This is a genomic window from Pontibacter beigongshangensis, from assembly GCF_014332515.1.
Classification (GTDB): domain Bacteria; phylum Bacteroidota; class Bacteroidia; order Cytophagales; family Hymenobacteraceae; genus Pontibacter; species Pontibacter beigongshangensis.
Map to the genome: position 1 here is coordinate 19,706 of NZ_VFSD01000026.1, position 19,207 is coordinate 38,912.

The 19,207-nt window shown below is 50.1% G+C and carries 16 protein-coding genes; 10 read left to right on the forward strand and 6 right to left on the reverse strand.

All coding sequences use genetic code 11. The annotated features are described in order from the left end of the window. Positions 1 to 23: 23 nt before the first annotated feature. A complete protein-coding gene (locus tag FJM74_RS18695) occupies positions 24 to 1,136 on the reverse strand; it encodes a hypothetical protein (RefSeq protein ID WP_241739249.1) in 1,113 nt (370 codons plus the stop codon). 196 nt (positions 1,137 to 1,332) lie between these two features. Here FJM74_RS18695 and recA point away from each other — a divergent pair, with 196 nt between their 5' ends. The 5 genes from recA to FJM74_RS18720 all read left to right on the forward strand — a co-directional run bounded on the left by recA (position 1,333) and on the right by FJM74_RS18720 (position 6,489). Then, positions 1,333 to 2,373 (forward strand): recombinase RecA, encoded by a 1,041-nt coding sequence (gene recA / locus FJM74_RS18700; protein WP_187264168.1) that lies wholly within the window; start codon positions 1,333 to 1,335, stop codon positions 2,371 to 2,373. A 169-nt stretch (positions 2,374 to 2,542) separates the two neighbouring features. Beyond that, positions 2,543 to 3,352: a DUF3108 domain-containing protein gene (locus FJM74_RS18705; protein WP_187264169.1), complete on the forward strand. Its 810-nt coding sequence runs from the start codon at positions 2,543 to 2,545 to the stop codon at positions 3,350 to 3,352. A gap of 194 nt (positions 3,353 to 3,546) precedes the next feature. After that, complete coding sequence (locus tag FJM74_RS18710) at positions 3,547 to 4,269, forward strand: response regulator transcription factor (RefSeq protein WP_187264170.1); 723 nt, start codon at positions 3,547 to 3,549, stop codon at positions 4,267 to 4,269. 205 nt (positions 4,270 to 4,474) lie between these two features. Further along, positions 4,475 to 5,512, forward strand: coding sequence for a sensor histidine kinase (locus tag FJM74_RS18715; protein WP_187264171.1), 1,038 nt, complete (start codon positions 4,475 to 4,477; stop codon positions 5,510 to 5,512). 263 nt (positions 5,513 to 5,775) lie between these two features. Further along, positions 5,776 to 6,489, forward strand: coding sequence for an RluA family pseudouridine synthase (locus FJM74_RS18720; RefSeq protein WP_187264172.1), 714 nt, complete (start codon positions 5,776 to 5,778; stop codon positions 6,487 to 6,489). A 200-nt stretch (positions 6,490 to 6,689) separates the two neighbouring features. Here the strand turns inward: FJM74_RS18720 and FJM74_RS18725 are convergent, their stop codons facing one another. From FJM74_RS18725 to FJM74_RS18735, 3 genes are all read right to left on the reverse strand, one after another. After that, positions 6,690 to 7,673 carry an NAD(P)H-quinone oxidoreductase gene (locus FJM74_RS18725; protein WP_187264173.1) on the reverse strand — a complete coding sequence of 328 codons (984 nt, stop codon included), beginning with the start codon at positions 7,671 to 7,673 and terminating at the stop codon, positions 6,690 to 6,692. A 367-nt stretch (positions 7,674 to 8,040) separates the two neighbouring features. Then, positions 8,041 to 8,979, reverse strand: a complete 939-nt coding sequence (locus FJM74_RS18730) for a leucine-rich repeat domain-containing protein (RefSeq protein WP_187264174.1) — start codon at positions 8,977 to 8,979, stop codon at positions 8,041 to 8,043. An 86-nt stretch (positions 8,980 to 9,065) separates the two neighbouring features. Then, entirely contained in the window at positions 9,066 to 11,201 is a 2,136-nt protein-coding gene (locus FJM74_RS18735; protein ID WP_187264175.1) for an alkaline phosphatase PhoX, read from the reverse strand. A 303-nt stretch (positions 11,202 to 11,504) separates the two neighbouring features. Here FJM74_RS18735 and FJM74_RS18740 point away from each other — a divergent pair, with 303 nt between their 5' ends. The 5 genes from FJM74_RS18740 to tsf all read left to right on the forward strand — a co-directional run bounded on the left by FJM74_RS18740 (position 11,505) and on the right by tsf (position 16,741). Continuing rightward, positions 11,505 to 13,478 (forward strand): cytochrome-c peroxidase, encoded by a 1,974-nt coding sequence (locus FJM74_RS18740; RefSeq protein WP_187264176.1) that lies wholly within the window; start codon positions 11,505 to 11,507, stop codon positions 13,476 to 13,478. 595 nt (positions 13,479 to 14,073) lie between these two features. Next, complete coding sequence (gene rplM / locus FJM74_RS18745) at positions 14,074 to 14,523, forward strand: 50S ribosomal protein L13 (RefSeq protein ID WP_187264177.1); 450 nt, start codon at positions 14,074 to 14,076, stop codon at positions 14,521 to 14,523. A gap of 5 nt (positions 14,524 to 14,528) precedes the next feature. Further along, positions 14,529 to 14,915: a 30S ribosomal protein S9 gene (gene rpsI / locus FJM74_RS18750; protein WP_147920539.1), complete on the forward strand. Its 387-nt coding sequence runs from the start codon at positions 14,529 to 14,531 to the stop codon at positions 14,913 to 14,915. A gap of 21 nt (positions 14,916 to 14,936) precedes the next feature. Next, positions 14,937 to 15,704 (forward strand): 30S ribosomal protein S2, encoded by a 768-nt coding sequence (gene rpsB, locus FJM74_RS18755; RefSeq protein WP_187264178.1) that lies wholly within the window; start codon positions 14,937 to 14,939, stop codon positions 15,702 to 15,704. 203 nt (positions 15,705 to 15,907) lie between these two features. Continuing rightward, a complete protein-coding gene (tsf, locus tag FJM74_RS18760; RefSeq protein WP_187264179.1) occupies positions 15,908 to 16,741 on the forward strand; it encodes a translation elongation factor Ts in 834 nt (277 codons plus the stop codon). 82 nt (positions 16,742 to 16,823) lie between these two features. Here tsf and FJM74_RS18765 read toward each other — a convergent pair whose 3' ends face one another. Together FJM74_RS18765 and FJM74_RS18770 are read right to left on the reverse strand one after the other, a co-directional pair. After that, positions 16,824 to 17,066, reverse strand: a complete 243-nt coding sequence (locus FJM74_RS18765) for a hypothetical protein (protein WP_187264180.1) — start codon at positions 17,064 to 17,066, stop codon at positions 16,824 to 16,826. Positions 17,067 to 17,373: 307 nt separating this feature from the next. After that, the gene (locus FJM74_RS18770; protein WP_317175588.1) at positions 17,374 to 19,194 is read right to left on the reverse strand and encodes a MutS-related protein; all 1,821 of its coding nucleotides are present in this window, start codon (positions 19,192 to 19,194) and stop codon (positions 17,374 to 17,376) included. Positions 19,195 to 19,207 lie beyond the last annotated feature (13 nt).

The window sequence follows — 19,207 nt, forward strand, 5'->3', positions numbered from 1 at the left end:
CACCGGCATCCGTGATGCACGCATTATTTTTTCTTAGCTACAAAAAAGTCTGTGTCGAAGGTCAGGAAGAAGCTGTTTGAAAACTCCAGGGCCGGGTTATCCAGGTCCAGCACAGGCTCCAGCCGGAAAGTCAGGTGCAGGTTCTCCAGAATCTCGATGTCTTTCATGAGCCGCAGGATGAGTAGCCGGCGCTCCTGCTGCAGGTAGCCGGGGTTTTTGTAGGTGGTGGAGGCCGACTGGTAGAGCTTGCCGCCGAGCTCACTTATATAGCCGCTCCCCTGCCAGTAGCTCAGCATCACATCCTGGTATTTGGTGTCGGCACCTACGTTCAGGTACAGGCCGGTGCCGCTCTCGTAAGGCAGTAGCACTTCATTCGAGAAATCTTTAAAGCCAACCACATAGTTTTTGGTGTACAGCCGCTTCAGCAGCTCAAACGGGTATTTCTTTTCCAGTTCCAGCCCCACTGCCGCATTAACCACCGTGAGCAGTGGCTGGTCGTTGTTATCGATCTGCCCACCCTTGTGCTGCGCCGTAAACTGCAGGGGCAGGCGCATGCTGAAGGTATTGTCCGGCCCCCACCTGCCTTCCTTCTGCAGCAGAGATATGGCCGAGCTGATTCCTCCCTCCACCTCCTCGCGGTCGGGGTCGGCCACATAAATCATCTTGTTCCAGTTCAGCCAGGCGTCCATCTTAAAACGGCTCGTGTGGTAGAGGTACTGCAGGCCATTTTCGAGGCGGTCCAGTATAACGCGCTCAAAGTCGTAGAGCGGCTCTACGTAGCCATGGCTCAGGTTGCCTTCCAGTGTGCCGAACAGGAAGGCCCAGTTCTCCTTCTGAATTTTGACCGTAAAGGTAGGTTGGATCTGCTGGTAGCCCGAGGCGCCGAAATCTTTCCAGGCGAGCACACCGGCATCTATGCGCACAAAGGAGGCTGGCTGATAGGAGATGCGGGGGTTAAGCTGGTAGCCAAACAAGGTATAGCCGTCAGCGATTTTGTTAAAGTACTCATTGTTTTTAGAGAAGCCCGAAGCAAACACATGAAATCTAACCTCATTAGCATTACCCGGATTAACCGGCATCTGCTGCAGCAACGTATTGTTGTTCAGCTGGGCATAAACTAACTGACTACTAAACAAGGCTATTAAGAAGAAAACAAGCCTAAAAAAGCACATAAATATTTATTAAAAAGGGGACAAAACAGGACCTGCCTTTGTTAAGAACTAGCAGCAAAGAACAGCTAATTTTTTTAGCAAATTACTTCTTTGCTTTTTTGTAAATTGATAGCAAAAATCGTAATTTCACATCAATATAAAGTTAATTAATCAAAGACACATGAGCGTAAGCAACGAAAAACTTAAAGCCCTGCAGCTAACCATCGATAAGCTCGACAAAACCTACGGCAAAGGTACCGTTATGAAGTTGAGCGACAACAAAGTGGATGACATTCCTGCCATCTCTACAGGTTCGCTTGGGCTGGATATAGCTTTGGGCATTGGCGGTTTGCCGCGTGGCCGTGTTATTGAAATATACGGGCCGGAATCATCCGGTAAAACAACGCTTACCATGCATGCCATTGCCGAAGCACAAAAAGCAGGAGGCCTGGCCGCTTTTATAGATGCTGAGCACGCCTTCGACAGGGTTTACGCCGAAAAACTGGGCATAGATACAGAAAACCTGCTCATCTCTCAGCCAGACAACGGCGAGCAGGCCCTTGAAATAGCAGACCACCTGATCCGCTCCGGCGCCATCGATATTATCGTGATCGACTCTGTGGCAGCACTGGTACCCAAAGGAGAACTGGAAGGCGACATGGGCGACAGCAAAATGGGCCTGCAGGCACGACTTATGTCGCAGGCGCTCCGGAAGCTGACCGGTACGATCAACAAGACCGGCTGCTGCTGTATCTTCATCAACCAGCTTCGCGAGAAGATCGGTGTGATGTTCGGAAACCCCGAAACAACAACCGGCGGTAACGCCCTTAAGTTCTACGCCTCCGTACGTCTGGACATTCGCCGCATTGGCCAGATCAAAGAGGGTGCCGACAATATTACCGGCAACCGCACCAAGGTAAAGGTAGTAAAGAACAAAGTAGCGCCACCGTTCAAAGTAGTTGAGTTCGACATCATGTACGGCGAAGGCATCTCTAAAGTAGGCGAGATCCTGGACCTGGGCGTGGAGCTGGAGATCGTACAGAAATCAGGTTCCTGGTTCTCTTACAACGGCAGCAAACTGGGCCAGGGAAGAGACGGCGTGAAACAGATCCTGCTCGACAACCCGGAACTGATGGACGAAATCGAGGCCAAGATCAGAGCTATTGTAAAAGGTGAGCCAGCTAAGGTAGCAGCTGCCCTCGAAGATACCTCTGCCGAGTAAGAACGCTCCTCAAATAAGCGTAATTCTAAAAAGGTGCTACCCAGGTAGCACCTTTTTGCTTTAAGAGTTGTTGAATAGCAGAACAAAAGTGCTTACTTTAGTTGCAAAGGAAAAAGCATTTGGTATAATAGTTGATTCTGTGAGATATAACACCCTTATAAAACCAAGTATGAAGAGAGTATTCCCGGCCATTGCTTTGCTATTCCTAGTGATGTCAGGTTTCGTGGCAAGCGACACCCTGCGCCATGTCCCGAACGAAAGCTTTTCTACAGGAGAAGTCCTCAAATACAAGGTGCACTACGGCCCCATTACAGCCGCAGAAGCTGTAATCGACACGTCTCCGACCATCCAGTATGTAAACGGCAGGCCCTGCTACAAAGCAACCGTCTATGGCAAAACAACCAGCTCCTTCGATTTTTTTATCAAGATAAGAGACACATGGCAATCGTACATAGACACGGCCGCCATACTGCCGCAACGCTCCTTCCGCAACATAGAGGAAGGAAACTACCGCAAGCGGGAAACAGTGGACTTTAACCACTACACCAAAACCGCAGCGGTGGAAATGAAGAAACGAAACAAGGACAAGCACACCGCCGCGCATAAAATACCGGCCAACGTGCAGGACATTGTGAGTGGCTTCTACTTTTTGCGCACCCAAAACTACGACAGGCTAAAAGTGGGCGAAAAGATAACGGTGAAAGGCTTTTTTGATGAGGAAGTCTTTGACATGGTCGTGACCTACGGTGGCCGCGAAACCGTTAGCACCAAGGTAGGTAACATCAGAGCCATTAAGCTTGTGCCGAAAATGCCGAGCAACAAGCTGTTTAAGGGCGAAGACGCCATTTCGGTGTACCTCTCCGACGACAACAACAAGATCCCGGTGCTCATACAAGCCAATATGTTTGTAGGGTCTGTTAAAGTAGATCTCTACGAATACAAAAACCTGAAGCACAAAATGTACCTCGCCAAAAACTAGCCTGCCTGAGAAGCCAGCCGGACAGGGCTGGCTTTTTCTGATTCAGGGCCTCTGCCAAAAGCACGCGTATGTTAACAAAATATTAAGATTTAGTAACATACTGTATTCTGTCTGGCTTAAACGTATCTTTGTTATAATAGCAGTACACCTCATTCTAAAAATCTGCCAAAATTACAACGATGGAAACAGCCAGAATGAATATACATCAACCCCAAACACGACCTGGTGTGCAAACAACCCTGAATTATAAGATATTGGTAGTAGACGATGACCCGGATATCGTGGAGCTACTGGAGTATAACCTGCTGAAAGAGGGCTACGAAGTACAGCAGGCAGAAAATGGCCAGAAAGCCATAGAAAAGGCCCTGAGCTTTAGGCCCGACGTTGTTTTGATGGATGTGATGATGCCCGTGATGGATGGCATTGCAGCTTGCCGGCAACTCCGCGAAATGCCCGACTTCCGCCATACGCATATCATTTTCCTGACAGCCCGTGCCGAAGAGTTCTCTGAAGTAGCCGCTTTCGATGCCGGGGCCGACGACTTTATCACCAAGCCCATAAAACCCCGCGCGCTGCTCAGCCGCCTGGCAGCCTTTGCCCGCCGCGATGCCCAGCAGGAAGAGCAGGACAAAGTAATCGAAATTGGCGACCTGCGCATAGACCGCACCAGCTTTGCCGTGTACAAAGGCGAAGAGAAAATAACACTTCCTAAAAAAGAGTTTGAACTGCTGGCATTCCTGGCCGCCACACCCAACAAAGTGTTTACCCGCGAAGAACTCCTCAACAACATCTGGGGCAGCGACGTGTACGTGATTGCCCGCACCGTAGACGTTCACATCAGGAAGGTGCGCGAAAAGATAGGCGAAGAAAATATAAGAACTATTAAAGGCGTAGGCTATAAGTTTAACACCGACTGAGGTAGAGCAGCAGCAGCAGAAAACAACTCCGAAGGGCCCATTTTATTCAAATAATTGCTCTCTGCCCGACTTTCGGCTTTTTCTGCTGCCATAATTTAAGTACATTATACTTTATTGCTCCTTTACAGTTGGCCGCACTGGCAGGATGCTGGTTTTGCAGCACCTGGCACCACCTGGCCAAATAGCTGTTGTGGCACGGTTAAACATGAATCTGAACTCGCGTACGCTTGCTGTTTTAATTTCCCTGGCGGTAGCGCTCCTGCTTACCGCCTTTCTTGCTTTTGTCGATTACCTCTCAGAGGCAGGCGTGATAGTAGCCATGGCTTTTATCTGCATTACCTGCTTTTTCCTTTTCTACCTCTCCTACGAGGCACTGGTGTTCCGCGAGATCAAGAATGTGTACACCAGCCTCGAAAAACTCCGGAAACAGGACTTCAAGAAAGTGGAGACCCGCTCCACCTTCACCGCCGATCCGCTTAAAAAAATAAAAGACGAGATTTACCTGCTGGCCCAGGGCAAGCAGCAGGAGATTGATGAGCTCAAACAGTTGCAAACCATGCGGCGGGAGTTTCTGGCCGATGTATCACATGAGCTTAAAACGCCCATCTTTGCGGCTCAGGGCTTTATACACACTTTGATGGATGGGGCCGTAGACGACCCGGAAGTGCGCGACAAGTTTCTGCAAAAGGCTGCCAGAAGCCTCGATGGGCTCGAAACACTCGTGCAGGACCTGATCAGCATCTCGCAATTTGAGAAAGGCGTGGTAAAAATGCAGAAAAAAAATTTCGATGTGGTGGAACTGGTGCAGGAGGTGTATGAGCAACTGGAGCAAAAGGCGGCCTCGCGAAACATAAAACTGCACCTGGAGGCCGGCCCTGCCGAAAAGATTATGCTCTACGCCGACCGGAACCGCATTTGCCAGGTGTTTGTAAACCTTGTAGACAATGCCATCAAGTACGGAAGGCCGGACGGAAACATCTGGATCTATTTCACAGAAGGCCGGAAAAGGTATACCATCACGGTGAAAGACGATGGCAGGGGCATAGCAGAAGAACATATCAACCGCATATTCGAGCGCTTTTACCGCATAGACAAAAGCCGTTCACGCGATACCACCAGCACCGGCCTCGGGCTGGCGATCTGCAAGCACATTGTAGAAGCGCACCGCTCGCTGATTTCCGTAAAGAGCGAAATCGACAAAGGCACCATCTTACGCTTTAAGCTATTAAAAGCCAGAGAATAACAACTCCCTTAGGCAGCAGCAGAAAAGCATCAGGAGGGCTGTTTTCATTAGAATAATTATTTCAGGAGGCCTTACAACAGTCTGTCTAACCTGCCTCTAAGCTATGCCTTGCCCTGCCACCGTTTTAATAAACTCCCCAAGGCTTAGTGCCTTCTGCTCTGTTCCCCTTGCTCCCGCAAAGCACCTTATCGTTCAAAATTTCCGTATCTTTGCCGCATTGTGCGGCCAAACAGAGGGCGGCATCATATTCTTATTCTGACAAAATGAAATACCCGGTTTTTAAAGACCTGATCATACACGAAGACGAAGATTTTCTGGTGGTGAACAAGCCTCCTTTTCTGGCTACGCTGGAAGACAGAACACCGAATACCACCAACCTGCTCAAACTTGCGCGGCAATACAACCCCGACCTGCAGGCCTGCCACCGCCTCGACAAAGACACATCGGGTTGCCTGGTGTTTGCCAAAAACCCGGAGGCTTACCGACACCTGTCAATGCAGTTCGAAGCGAGGGAGGTGTATAAGGTGTACCATGCCGTGGTATGGGGGCAACATAAATTTGAGGATGAACTGGTGAGCCGCAACATTCTGGCAAGTGCCAAAGGCGTGGCCAAACTGACACCCCAGGGAAAACCCGCCGACACCTACTTTACCACCCTCGAGAATTTTAGTCGCCACACGCTTGTGGAGTGTGTGCCTGTAACCGGCCGCCTGCACCAGATAAGGGTGCACCTGGCCTTTTTAAAAGCGCCCATCGTGCAGGACGAGCTCTACGGCGGGGAGCCGCTTTACCTCAGCAGCCTGAAACGCAAATTCAACCTGAAGCAGCAAACAGAGGAGCAGCCGCTTATTAAACGATTTGCCCTGCACTCCTTCAACATCGGCTTCACGCTCATGAACGCCGAGAAAATAAAGCTGGAAGCACCTTACCCCAAGGATTTCGCCGTGCTGGTAAAGCAGTTGCGGGCCTATAGCTAGTTTTTAGACAAAAGACACAGGACTTACTGGTAATGCCCTTCACCAGCTGATGCAACAGGAACAGTTGTTACCTGCGAAGGACATTTTTATTCAAACAATTCGTCTGAATCTTTAAATAGGGACCCTAGCCTAAGAATTTACAGATTAAGAAAATCAGGAGAATGGACCTTGAAAAGCTGAAACCAGGAAAGTCCTTTGTCTCATTTCATAACCTTCAGCACAATCTTTCCGGTGTTTTTGTTGGCTTCCATGTGCCGGTGTGCCGCTGCTGCCTCCTGCCAATTGTAAACCGAGTCGATAACTGGCTTCAGCTGGCAGGTTTTAAACTTTTCCAGAGCGAAATCGCGTAGCTCCTGTGTGAGCTTTGCCTGGTAATTGCGGGAGCGGGTGCGCAAGGTGGAGCCGGTTATCTGCAGCCGTTTGGCCAAGATCTTCCGTACATCCAGGCTTTCTACTTTTCCTCCGCCCAGGCTTGCCAGCATCACCAGGCGGCCGTCGGTGCGGAGGCAGTCGAGGTTGTCGGCAAAATAAGGGCCGGCGATAAAGTCGATAATCAGGTCTACACCTTCATTTTCTGTATAGCGGAGCACCTCTTCCTTGAAAGAGGCATTTTTATAATCGATGGCTTTGTCGGCTCCAAGTTCCAGGCAAACCTGATGCTTTTCTTTTGATGCTGTTACCACTACCGCTGCTCCCATGGCTTTTGCCAGCTGAATGGCAGCTGTGCCCACACCACTTGCGCCGGCGTGCACCAGCACCCGCTCCCCTGTCTGCAACCTGCCCAACCACACCAGCGCCTGAAATGCTGTGAGGAACACTTCCGGTATAGAAGCAGCTTCTTCCATAGAAAGATTCTCCGGCACGGGCATGGCCATGGCTTCGTCTATCACGGCATATTCGGCATAGCCACCTCCCGGCAACAACCCGAACACTTTGTCGCCGGGTTTGTAGCGGCTGCACCCCTCCCCTGCTGCCTCTACCACTCCGGCCACCTCCAGCCCCAGCAGCGGACTCGCGCCAGCCGGTGGCGGATACTTGCCCTGCCGTTGCAGGGTGTCGGCGCGGTTGAGGGCAGTGGCGTGTACTTTTACCAGCAGTTCGTGCGGCTTCGGCTCCGGCTTTGGGTATTCCCCCAGTTGCAGTTGCTCCGGCCCGCCGGGCGTGTTAACGAGTATGGCTTTCATGGCTACCTTCTTTATCTATCCTTGAATTTAAATAGACGGCAGCAAAAGCAGAAGGTTATCGTTAGCAGGAGCAGGAGAGGCTCCGGAGGGGCATTTTGATTAGAATAATTGCTGATTGTTGGTCGCTCTATGATGAATAGGTTGTTTTGATCGTGCGAGCATTTTTCAAAATAAAAACTGATGTTATGCAGCAGCAGCAGTTCTGGAGGGGCAATTTCATTTAAATAATTCTGGTCTGCCATAAACCTCGCAGCGTGCGCAATATCAACTCCTCACTAATCCAGGATCTGCCATGTAACATCTAACAGAAAAGCGACCGCCTCTTATAAAGGCAGCCGCTCCGACTGTTTTTCATGCTTTTATTTTGTCAGAACTGAATGTAGGTTTTTGGCAGCGCCTGCCGTATCCGCTCCTTTTCGGCATCGGAAAAGTTGTTTTCGGAAAGGAGCAGGGTCTGTAAGTTTACCAGCTTATGGAGGTTGACAGGCAGCGCCGTGAGTTGGTTATAGCTCAGGTCAAGCAACTGCAAATGCTCCAGCTTTGTGATTGACTCGGGTATACTCTTGAGTTGGTTGTGCCCCAGCAGCAGGCTTTGCAGGGTTTTCAGCTTCCCGATTTGCTTCGGCAGTTCCGCCAGCTGGTTAAAATCCAGCACAAGGTTTTGTACTTGCCTCAGTTTCCCTACACCGGCGGGCAGTTGCCGCAGTTGGTTTTGCGTAAGAATCAGGTCTTTTAAAGCAGGCAGTTTGCCGATTTCCGACGGGAGGGCTTCCAGATGGTTATAGCTTAGGTCGAGCATCTGGAGCGAGCGCATGTGCTTTACCTCCGGAGCAACCGTGGCAATTCTGTTCTCGTTGAGCTGCAGCACCTGCAGGTTGCGCAGCTTACCAAAACCCGCGCCCAGCTCCGAAAAGTGGTTAAGCCCGAAATCCACTGTTTTCAGGTTTCTCAGGTTGAAGAAAGTTGCTGGCAATTCCCGCAGCGCATTCTCCCGGAAGTTTACTTCCTGCAATTGCTGCAGCTTGCCTACCTCCGGCGAAAGCTCAGTGATTTTATTTTTCATGGCGTTGATGAACTGCAGGTTCACCAGTTCGCAGAGGTCGGGCGTGAAACTGTAATAGCTTTGCTGCCGGATGTTGAGCATATACACCTGCTCCTTTTCCTGCAGCGCCTCCTCCACGTTGTCATAAACTTTAGCAGTCGCAAACTCCGTTCGGGCCAGTAACTTTGTTTGCCCCTGCGCCAGGTGCACCTCAACCAGAGACACTACAAGAGCCAGTATGGCCGCTTTCTGAATTATTTTCATACACTATGCTCCGTTCAAAATAACTTAACTGAAAGAAGGCTACAGACAAACTCCGTAGCCTTCGGCTTTATTTCAGCATGGCCAGCTTATTTTTCAGCCTGCACTATTTTAGTTGTCGATTTCTGGTTGTTCACCTGGAAGCGTACCAGGTAAATACTATTTTCTGAAGGTGTTGAAGGCGTAAAGTCAAAGCTGTGGTCGCCAACGGCCATGGTACCCTTAAACAAGGTTTGTACAAGCCTGCCTTTCATGTCGTGTACTTCCAGCACCACCGTAGCCGTTTCGGGCATGCTGATGTTGATTTTGGTGCTCTCCTGAAACGGGCTCGGATACACTTGTATCAGTTTTACTGGTACCAGGTTGTTGCCATTGCCATTCTTCCTGATCACCTCCACGGTTCCTGTGGCAGTACATCCGTTTGCGCTGGTTACTTTTACCGAGTAAGTTCCGGGCGTATCCACCATGAGGGTCTGCGCTGTGGAGCCGTTGCTCCACAGGTAGCTGCTGTGGCCAGCGCCGGCATCGAGGGTAACGGTGCATTTGTTGCAAAGCGGAATTCTGTAGCCAAGGTCCACCACCAGTTCCTCTACCATAACCTCCAGGCTGTCGGTGTAGGTGCGGCCGTTGTCGGCGTAGGCAGTGGCATAATAGGTGCCGGGTGCTTTTACTGTTAAGGTGCCCCCCTCCACTTCTTCTTCCAAAGCAGACCCAGTCCACTTCACCACGGCATCGGAGCCTTCGTAAGCGGTAAGCACAGCAGAGTCGCCTTTGCATAGCGTCAGATCTTCACCCAGTTCAAATGTTGGCACTACGGCTGCGGCACCCAGAAACTCTTTGCGGGCAAACACCAGCGTTACGTCGCGGTTAAACCGCACTTCGTTTCCGGCAGCGTCTGTTAGCGTAGCGGTATTGCCGCTGCTGGGGTGCTGCAGCGAGATAAAGCCATAGCGGAAATCCGGTGAAAACGTAAGACCGGTTGATTCGGAACCAGACGGCGTGGTCATGAACAGTTTCAGGCTGGGCTTCTCCGGCGTGTGTTCCGGGTAAACTACCCAGAGGTTGTTGCGGCCACCATCCTGCAGCGCCCACAGGTTGCCTTCGCCATCAAAAGTCAGGTTGTCGATCCCGGTTCCCCAGTTTTCGTTCTGCACGCCGTCTTTGTAAGTTACCGGGTACATCTGCGGCGTTACCCAGGCTTCTATTTCAGACACTGAAGTGCCATTGTCTTTAAAGCGCCAGACAATGCCGGTCCCTTTTGACGTGAAATACATTTTACCATCCGGGCCAAACTCAATGTCTTCGGGGTTTCTCCAGTTCGTACCGCCCACTGATGCCGCCAGGCTGCTGGTGGCATTGCGCTCTGCCTTGGTTGTGTTAGGCACTACCACCCAGGTTCCGGTGGCAGAAGATGCATTGTCGCGCTTCAGCACGTACAGCGTTCCTTCCGACAGATTGCCTTTCTTGTTTGCCACGAATTTATACACGCCGCTGCTGCCACCATCTTCGGCCTGGTATAGGGTTACCCCGTCGGTGCCAATGGCTGCGTTTTCGTGGTTCATGCGGCCAACTGCCCATAATTTGTCTGGTTTGCCATCACCATCATAGTCCATTATCTTTCCTGTTACAGGATCAATTTCCACCTGCCAGCCCACATCCTGGTAGCCGTCGCCGTTGGCATCGCCAGAGTTGGTTGTTTCTTCAGAGGTGATGACAGTACCCCAAGGGGTAATGCCGCCTGAGCAGTTCCGCACGGTTTGCACCAACGGTGAGAAGTCTACCTTTTTAACCTCGTTCACCTCCCAAAGCATAGTCTTCTCATTCAGCTTAATATCGAGCATAGAAACACCACCCGGAGAATTTTCGTGGTTGATAGAAAGGTAGCCCTCTTTGCTGCTGCCGCTCTTGCCCACATACGCCGTAAAGTCGTTGTTGCCGGGTATGGTGCCGGTGCCGCCAGCCGTATACTGGGTAACACCTGTTTTGGCGATCAGCTGGAAGGTGTGCGTTTCGTCCGGGAAAGTCATGACCTGGGTCTGGCCAACCGGCTTTACCGAAGTGAAGCAACCGATAGTGCTGGAAGAGGCCGGGTCGCAGGTAACGTTGCTTACCGACTCGGCCACCTTAAGCGTGTGGGGCTGCATCTGCGCCAGTACCACGCGGTTGCCGAAAGTGCCTGCCGAAGCAAGAGCAGCTAATAGCAATCCTTTGTAAAATTTGTTCATAGCGTTTTAAGAATTATTAAATGTTTTGATTTCCCAAAACAACCGCGAACACATTACTTGAAGATTAGGCGAGTCTTAACTAATTGTTAATTAAACTTAAAACCCGTTACATTTCGGAGAGGATCAAAAACTTAACCGTTTCTTAACTTTCCTATAACTTCCGGTACCGTACTTGCCAGATTTACCCTCCAGCCCTTGCCATATATTGCCGTCCAGGTAACATCTTGATAAACAGAGCATCATATTCAGGTAACAATTGAGTGCTTTCTTTGGCTTTCCAACCACTATTGAGCCTGCTAGATAATGAGAAAAGGTACTTTTAAATCTTTCTTCCTGCTCCTGAGCACCTGTATTTTTGTGGGCGCTGCCATCAGTTCTTTTACTGCTGAGCTCACGCCTTATAGCAAGGTAACAGGCAATGTCAAAAACCAACTGCTGCAAGACGTTACCCTGCTGCAGCAACAGGCAAAACAACTGACGGCCCAATTACAACTACTGGAAAAGCAGCAAACTTCTGTGGCCGCCGTACAGGCTGCCTTTGCTGAAACAGAAACTGCTTATAAGCAGGTAGAGTACCTGCTGGAATACCTGGACCCACAACTCGCCAAAAACCTGAACGGCGCACCCCTACCGCGAGTGGTAGTAGAGCAGCAAAACTACCAGACGCTACAGTTTACCGAACCCTCCTTTCGGACATTTCCGCCGGAAGGGCTGCAGGTACTGGAGGAAATGCTTTTTGCGGAGGAGCTTACTCCTGAAACTGCCCAGGAAGCGCTGGCATTAGCGTATATGCTGCAGGAGAACATGCTTTTGTTTGCCAACAGTCTGCCTAAACTCACCCTTACCGACAAACAACTTCTGGAAAGTCTGCGGGAGGAGCTGGTGCGGGCAATGGCCATGGGCATAACAGGCTTTGATGAGCCGGCAGCCGGCAAAGCGCTGGAAAACACTGCTATGGCCTTACAACCCGTGCTGGCAGCTGTGCAGCGTTACGAGCGGACTACCACAGGAGCCGCCAGAACAAGAAGCGCCACAGCGGCACAATACCTACAGAAGGCCATCCAGTACCTGCAGCAGCACCCCAACTTCGACACATTTGACCGCCTTCACTTTATAAGGGAACTGGCTGATCCGGCCTATGCCGCGCTCACGGCGCTGCAACAGGAATTGCTGCGGGAGCCGGCCTCTGCCGCCAAACCCGTGCACGACCACGCCAGCAGCCTTTTCAGTGCAGACTTTTTACAGCCAGGCTACTATGCCAAGCAGGATCAGCGAGCGCAGCAGCCGGAACTGGTGGAGCTAGGGAATCTGCTTTTCTTCGACCCGGCGCTGTCGGCGAACAACCAGCGCTCCTGCGCCAGCTGCCACTCTCCCCAGAAAGGCTTTGCCGATGGCCTGGCCCGCAGCGTCGCCTTCGACTTTAAGGGAAATGTGAAACGGAATTCTCCGACCCTGCTCAATGCTATGTTCAGCACCGCCTATTTCTGGGATGGCCGCGCGCAGTATCTGCAGGACCAGGTGCCGGATGTGGTGGTAAACACAGACGAACTGCACGGCGACTACAAAGAGGTGGAGCAGAAACTGCAGCAAAGCCCGGCCTACAAGCAATTGTTCCGGCGTGCCTTCTCCGGAGAGTCGGGCAGCACGCTTACAACCAATAACATCAACCGCGCCATTGCCGCTTACGTGCAGCAACTGGTGGCGCTCGACTCGCCCTTCGATCGGTACATGCGCCGCCAAACGGAGCAGCTTCCGGATGCTGCCAAACGCGGGTTCAATCTGTTTATGGGCAAAGCCGCCTGCGGCACCTGCCACTTTGCCCCTGTGTTTAATGGCACCGTACCCCCCAGGTTCACAGAAAGCGAAACAGAAGTGCTGGGCGTGCCTGCCACCGCCGACTTTGCGCATGCCAGCCTGGACAGCGACCCGGGAAAAGCAGGGGTTATACCCGCAGAAGCCTGGCAACACTCATTTAAGACCCCGACGGTTCGGAATGCTGCGGTTACGGCTCCTTACATGCACAACGGTGCCTTTGCGACTTTGGAAGAAGTAGTGGAGTTTTATGAACTGGGTGGCGGCATAGGGCTTGGCCTGGACGTACCGAACCAAACGCTCCCCGGCGACCCGCTAAACCTGACGGTGCAGGAAAAGCTGGACCTGATCGCTTTTATGGAGACGCTGACAGATACTACTGCCGCCTCCTCAGCTCCTGAAAGGCTGCCGAAATTCTCCACAAAAGCCAATTTAAATAATCGGAAAGTTGGCGGTAGCTATTAGCCAGGTCCATCACCAATTATTCTAATGAAAACAGCCCTCTAGAGGCCTTTTAGGGATACAGAACTGTTAATTAAGAGCGAAGTCTTTTACTGTTCATCTTCAGATCTGCACATCTTCTCATCTCCAACCATAAGCCCCCTACCCCAGGGATTTACAGGGTTCAAGGATGGGCAGGATGTTCATTATCCTCAATTGCTGGGCATAGTTTTTAACTACGCCCAGCGGTTATAGTTAAAGCTTGCTCTGGTAATTCATCTCTGAATTTGCAAATCTTCAAATCAAGAAATCAACCATTTAACGATCAGCAATTATTTCAATGAAACTGGTCCTCCAGAGGCTCTGCTTCTGCTCCCGGCAGGAAAGGTTATCCTGTTAATCTGTGCATTTCTGGGGCAGGGGGATTGTATAAAAGTTCAGACAAAAATATGGTACAGCTGTAAGGCTAGCTTAAGATATATCCGGTAGTAGTTGCCTGTTACACAGGATATTTCAGATCCAGTGTTGCATATCAGAAAAACTACACGTATCTTTGTGACCATTTTTCAGGTACTGAATTATCAAATAATTTTCAATAAATCGCTTACAACCACTATTAATGGATCATTTAAGTTATAAAACCCAGTACGTTAACAAGAAAACAGCCAATAAGGGCTGGGTAATTGTTGATGCAGGGCAAGGAAACTTGGGTCGTGTGGCATCTGAAATTGCCAAGATCCTGAAGGGGAAACACAAACCCTCTTACTCTCCTCACGTTGACTGCGGTGACAACGTAATCGTTATCAACTCTGATGCGGTGCGTTTCTCCGGTCGTAAATGGGATCAGAAGTACTACCTGACACACACTGGGTACCCAGGCGGTCAGAGAAAATCTTCTCCCCGTGAGCTTAAGGCTAAATCTTCTACGCTTCTGGTAGAACGTGCTGTTAGAGGCATGTTACCGAAAAACAGATTAGGCAGTGAGCTATTCAGAAATCTTCATGTTTTTGCAGGAAGCGAGCATCCATTTGCAGCTCAGCAGCCTAAAGAATTAACCTTCAACATCTAATATTAATGGAAGTTATCAATACATCTGGTAGAAGAAAAACCTCGGTGGCGCGCATTTACCTGACGCCTGGGCAAGGGAATATCACTATTAACGGTAAAGATATCAAGCAGTACTTCCCCAACGAAGTATTACAGACTATTGTGAATCAGCCGTTTCAAACCTTAGATTCAATTGGCAAATACGATGTAAAAGCCAATCTAAAAGGTGGTGGTGTAAGCGGCCAGGCTGAAGCACTCAGACTTGCTATATCGAAAGCACTGGTAGTAGAAAACGCCGAGACTAAGTCAGCGCTACGCAAAGAAGGATTTATCACCAGAGATCCTCGCATGGTAGAGCGTAAGAAGTTCGGTAAGCGCAAAGCGCGTCGTTCGTTCCAGTTCAGTAAACGTTAATATTAAAGGTGTATCAACAAGATGGCAAGTACTAATTATAAAGAATTACTTGAGGCAGGTGTTCACTTTGGCCACCTTACCCGCAAGTGGGACCCGAAAATGGCTCCGTATATCTTCATGGAGAAAAACGGAATCCACATTATTGACCTGAACAAAACGCTGGCCTCTCTGGAAGAAGCCACCAATGCGATCAGGAACATCGCCAAGTCTGGCCGTAAGATCATGTTTGTGGCTACTAAAAAGCAGGCACAGGAAATCGTATCTGACGAAGCGAAAAGACTGAAAATGCCTTACGTGACCGAGCGTTGGTTAGGTGGTATGCTTACCAACTTCGCCACTGTGCGTAAGTCTTTGAAGAAAATGTCGACCATCGACAAAATGATGAAAGACCCTATCCAGTCTGCTGCCCTGGCGAAACGCGAAAAGCTGATGCTTTCCCGTGAGCGCGAGAAGCTTGACCGTGTACTGGGTGGTATTGCTGACCTTTCCAGACTGCCTGCAGCCCTGTTTGTGGTAGACGTGAAGCGTGAGCACATCGCTGTTAAAGAAGCACAAAAGCTGAACCTGCCTGTGTTCGCAGTTTGCGATACGAACTCAAACCCTGAGCTGGTAGACTTCCCTATTCCTGCAAACGACGATGCCTCTAAGTCAATCTCCCTTATCGTGTCTATCATGGGTAAGGCTATTGAAGAAGGCTTGTCTGAGCGTAAAGTAGACAAGGAAGAAACTGAGCGCAAGCGTTCTGAAGAAGAAGGCATTAAGGCCAAGCAGGAAGTAGACGAACAATAATCAGTCGCTTCTATTGCAACTAGTACAACAAACTGAACATTGAGCAGCCTTGCTTCAATGTTCAGTTTGTTTTAGGGGTTAAGGAAGATGTTAGAAGCTAGGTTCTAGATGATAGACTCCGTTAAAACCGGAAGGCATGCAAGAATGTCGCACCTTTCCCTTAGATCTAATTTATAATTTCTAATTTTTAAGTATAAGAAATCATGGCTATTACAGCACAAGACGTAAACAGACTCCGCCAGGAAACCGGAGCTGGTATGATGGATTGCAAAAAAGCGCTGACAGAAGCAAACGGCGACTTTGAAGCGGCTAAAGATATTTTAAGAAAACAAGGTCAGAAGATTGCCAGCAAGCGTGCTGATAATGCTACCTCCGAAGGTATCGTGCTCACGCAGGTAAGCGAAGACGGTAAAACTGGTAAAGTAGTAGCTGTTGCCTGCGAAACTGAGCCGGTATCTAAAGTAGCTGACTTCCAGACTCTGGCGCAAACTGTTCTGGAAACTGCTGTATCTACGAACGCTGCCAGCAAAGAAGAACTGTTGGCTGCTCCTCAGGCAGATGGCCGTTCGCTGCAGGACCACCTGACTGACCTGATGGGTAAGATCGGTGAGAAAATTGACGTGGTAGCCTACGAGTCGGTATCGGCAGAGAAAGTTGTCGCTTACAACCACTCAAACGGTAAACTGGGTGTACTGGTAGCCCTAGATAACACAAGCGGTACTGATGTAATCGAAGTTGGCAAAGACATCGCTATGCAGATCGCTGCTATGAAGCCAATCGCGCTGGATAAAGACGGTGTTGACGCTGCTACCATCGAGCGTGAGATCGAGATTGGTAAAGAGCAGGCCCGTGCGGAAGGCAAGCCAGAGGCTATGCTGGAGAAAATTGCGCAAGGCAAGCTGAACAAGTTCTACAAAGAGAACACATTGTTGAACCAGGAGTTCGTAAAAGACTCTTCGCTCAACATTTCTCAGCTACTGGAGAAAACCAGCAAAGGCTTAAAAGTTACTGACTTCAAGCGTGTAGCGATCGGTTAATTTCCCGAAAAATAAGATAGTAGAAAAGCCCGCCTAAAGCGGGCTTTTCTTATTTTATAGCTTTTTGATAATGTGTTGGTGCTTAGTTATGCCGGCGCATGGTCGATACAAAGGCATCGCGCATGGCTAAGAACCGGTTCTCTACGGCCTCAATAAAGTCATCGTCTATTAAGGCCTTGGCTCCCTCATCTCCCTCCACATCCATTTCTCTAACTTTGTAGGTTTGCTCAAAATCGCCTTTCTCGAACTTAATCAAATACTTGCTGTTCCAGGCCAGCAACGTTATTTTCAGGCTAGGGTGAGGAATGTCTGCTACTGTTCTCATTTTTTCAGGTGCTGATATGCTAAAGTTTTATTTTTTAGATTAAATGCCGGGAGAGCCCAAAGATAAAAGCGGAGAAATGCCTTTGGAGGGCCATTTTCATTAGAATAATTCCTTCCGGCCCAACTAAATCCGTTATGGCGCGCTAGTGCTGCGCCAAATTAAGAATCAGAAATTTAAAATTAAAAATGGTGCCCGCTAATGATTTCATTGGTTAACACAAGTCGGTTTGATGCTGGAAAATAAATTGGAGGAGTACCAGTAAAACCGCTTTAATGTGGCTAGAAAAGAATTCTCCTCTCTGATTTCCCTAAACGGCTTCTTCCTCAATGGCAATACCCATGAGCTGCATGAGCTTGCTGGCATTAAAACTGCGGCAAATGCCCCGTTGCAAGGTATAGTCGAATAGAATTTTATCGCCTTCAATGGTGCTGTTAAAGCTGTAGTTTTCTACGCTGCCTTTAAGCTCCTGCTCCATGGCGCCCAGTTCCAGGTCGTGGGTGGAGATGAGGCCGGAGGTATTGCGCTGGTGCAGCTGCCGGATCAGGGCCATGGCGCCGGCATGGCGGTCGCGGGAGTTGGTGCCTTTCAGGATTTCATCCAGCAGGTAAAGAACAGGTTCCTGCTCCTGCTCCGTGAGGTTGAGGAGTATGCGCAAACGCTTGAGCTCGGCATAAAACGAGGAGGTATTCTCTGCCAGGTTATCGGCCGTGCGCATGGCCGTGTATACCTGCACCGGCGCCACCTTCAGCTTGTCGGCACAGGCAGGAGCCCCCATCAGCGCCAGCACGATGTTAATACCTACCGTCCGCAGAAACGTGGTTTTTCCGGACATGTTAGAACCAGTTACCACCATGGTTTTGCCGGCTCCCTGCATCTCGAAATCGTTGGCAACCCGGCTCACCGAAAAAATGAGCGGGTGCGCCAGCTGCTCCGCCTTAAACTTAAAGGGCACGCTGCTTAGCTCCGGCACCGCAAAACCCGGGTTGGCATATTGAAAGGAGGCAATGCTGGCCAGCGCCTCGAAGGTGGCCAGCACCTCAAACGATTGTTCTACCTGCGCCAGTTTATTGTCTTTCCAGCTTTCGAGGCGATACATCCAGAAAAAATCCCACATCAGGATCGTGTTCAGGAAAAAACTCATGAGCGTGCTCAGTCGCCAGGAAAAATAGTCGATGATGGTGGCCAGTTTGCTGATGCTGCCGGAAGCAGCCTCCTGCTGCTGAAACAGCTGCTCCCTGAGTTCCTGCAGGTAAGGGTCGGTGAAATTCTGCTGCTCTATGTGCCGCAGCTGGTCTTTGTAACTTTTGATGGCCTCAAAAATACCGATGCTGTTCTCATAATATTCGTCGCGCACAGCCGTGTGCCGGTAGCTTACCAGGTATTGTGCCGCCAGAAGACCGGCGGCAATGTAACCGGAAAACCCCATAAACCAGGCAACTATAGCTCCCAGTGTAAGCAGAGGCAACACAAAGAGCAGCAGTTTTAGGGTAGGGTGCTGTTTATAAAAATTACTTTGCCGCAACCAATGGATAAAATGATTGGCAGCAGCTTCGGTATGTTTATAATGTCGCGACTTTGCCACAAAGTCCTGCAGCCAGTCGAGTTGTGCTGGTTGTGCCAGGGCGCCTATAGCCGCTTGCCTTCTGGCAACTTCCTCCACAGGTGCAGCTCGTTGCATCCAGGCAGCCAAACGTGCTTTTCCGATGCCCGACACGGATCGGTTTATGAGTTGAAAAAGGGAGTTGTGCCCGAAGATGTCTAGGTCAGAGGTGTAGGGGTGCTGGTCGTTGATGAACTGCGTGCCGCCATCAAATTTATTCAGCTGCCCCTGCAGCCGGTCTGCTTCCTCCTGGTTTAGCTGGCGCAGCAATTTGTAGTGCTGGTAAATATAGTCCAGGCGACTGTGCCAGCGCATCACCACGATAAAGAGCCCGTAAAAAACCAGGATAGCGATGGCTCCAGCTGTATTTAGGTCTGCGCTGAAAAAATACCAAGCCAGCAGCGCTCCAGCCACAAAAACCGCCACCCGCAGCCACGAAACCAGCCCCGACTTAGAGGCTGCCTTGCGTTCCTGCTCCTCCAGCGCATGAACACGCTGGGTAAAACTCTCTATTCTTTTCTGACTCACCAAAATTATCTTT

Excerpts from the sequence above, each read along its gene's own strand:
- recA (WP_187264168.1), top strand. The coding sequence starts at position 1,333 with ATGAGCGTAAGCAACGAAAAACTTAAAGCCCTGCAGCTAACCATCGAT.
- FJM74_RS18705 (WP_187264169.1), top strand. The coding sequence starts at position 2,543 with ATGAAGAGAGTATTCCCGGCCATTGCTTTGCTATTCCTAGTGATGTCA.
- FJM74_RS18710 (WP_187264170.1), top strand. The coding sequence starts at position 3,547 with ATGAATATACATCAACCCCAAACACGACCTGGTGTGCAAACAACCCTG.
- FJM74_RS18715 (WP_187264171.1), top strand. The coding sequence starts at position 4,475 with ATGAATCTGAACTCGCGTACGCTTGCTGTTTTAATTTCCCTGGCGGTA.
- FJM74_RS18720 (WP_187264172.1), top strand. The coding sequence starts at position 5,776 with ATGAAATACCCGGTTTTTAAAGACCTGATCATACACGAAGACGAAGAT.
- FJM74_RS18725 (WP_187264173.1), bottom strand. The coding sequence starts at position 7,673 with ATGAAAGCCATACTCGTTAACACGCCCGGCGGGCCGGAGCAACTGCAA.
- FJM74_RS18730 (WP_187264174.1), bottom strand. The coding sequence starts at position 8,979 with ATGAAAATAATTCAGAAAGCGGCCATACTGGCTCTTGTAGTGTCTCTG.
- FJM74_RS18735 (WP_187264175.1), bottom strand. The coding sequence starts at position 11,201 with ATGAACAAATTTTACAAAGGATTGCTATTAGCTGCTCTTGCTTCGGCA.
- FJM74_RS18740 (WP_187264176.1), top strand. The coding sequence starts at position 11,505 with ATGAGAAAAGGTACTTTTAAATCTTTCTTCCTGCTCCTGAGCACCTGT.
- rplM (WP_187264177.1), top strand. The coding sequence starts at position 14,074 with ATGGATCATTTAAGTTATAAAACCCAGTACGTTAACAAGAAAACAGCC.
- rpsI (WP_147920539.1), top strand. The coding sequence starts at position 14,529 with ATGGAAGTTATCAATACATCTGGTAGAAGAAAAACCTCGGTGGCGCGC.
- rpsB (WP_187264178.1), top strand. The coding sequence starts at position 14,937 with ATGGCAAGTACTAATTATAAAGAATTACTTGAGGCAGGTGTTCACTTT.
- tsf (WP_187264179.1), top strand. The coding sequence starts at position 15,908 with ATGGCTATTACAGCACAAGACGTAAACAGACTCCGCCAGGAAACCGGA.
- FJM74_RS18765 (WP_187264180.1), bottom strand. The coding sequence starts at position 17,066 with ATGAGAACAGTAGCAGACATTCCTCACCCTAGCCTGAAAATAACGTTG.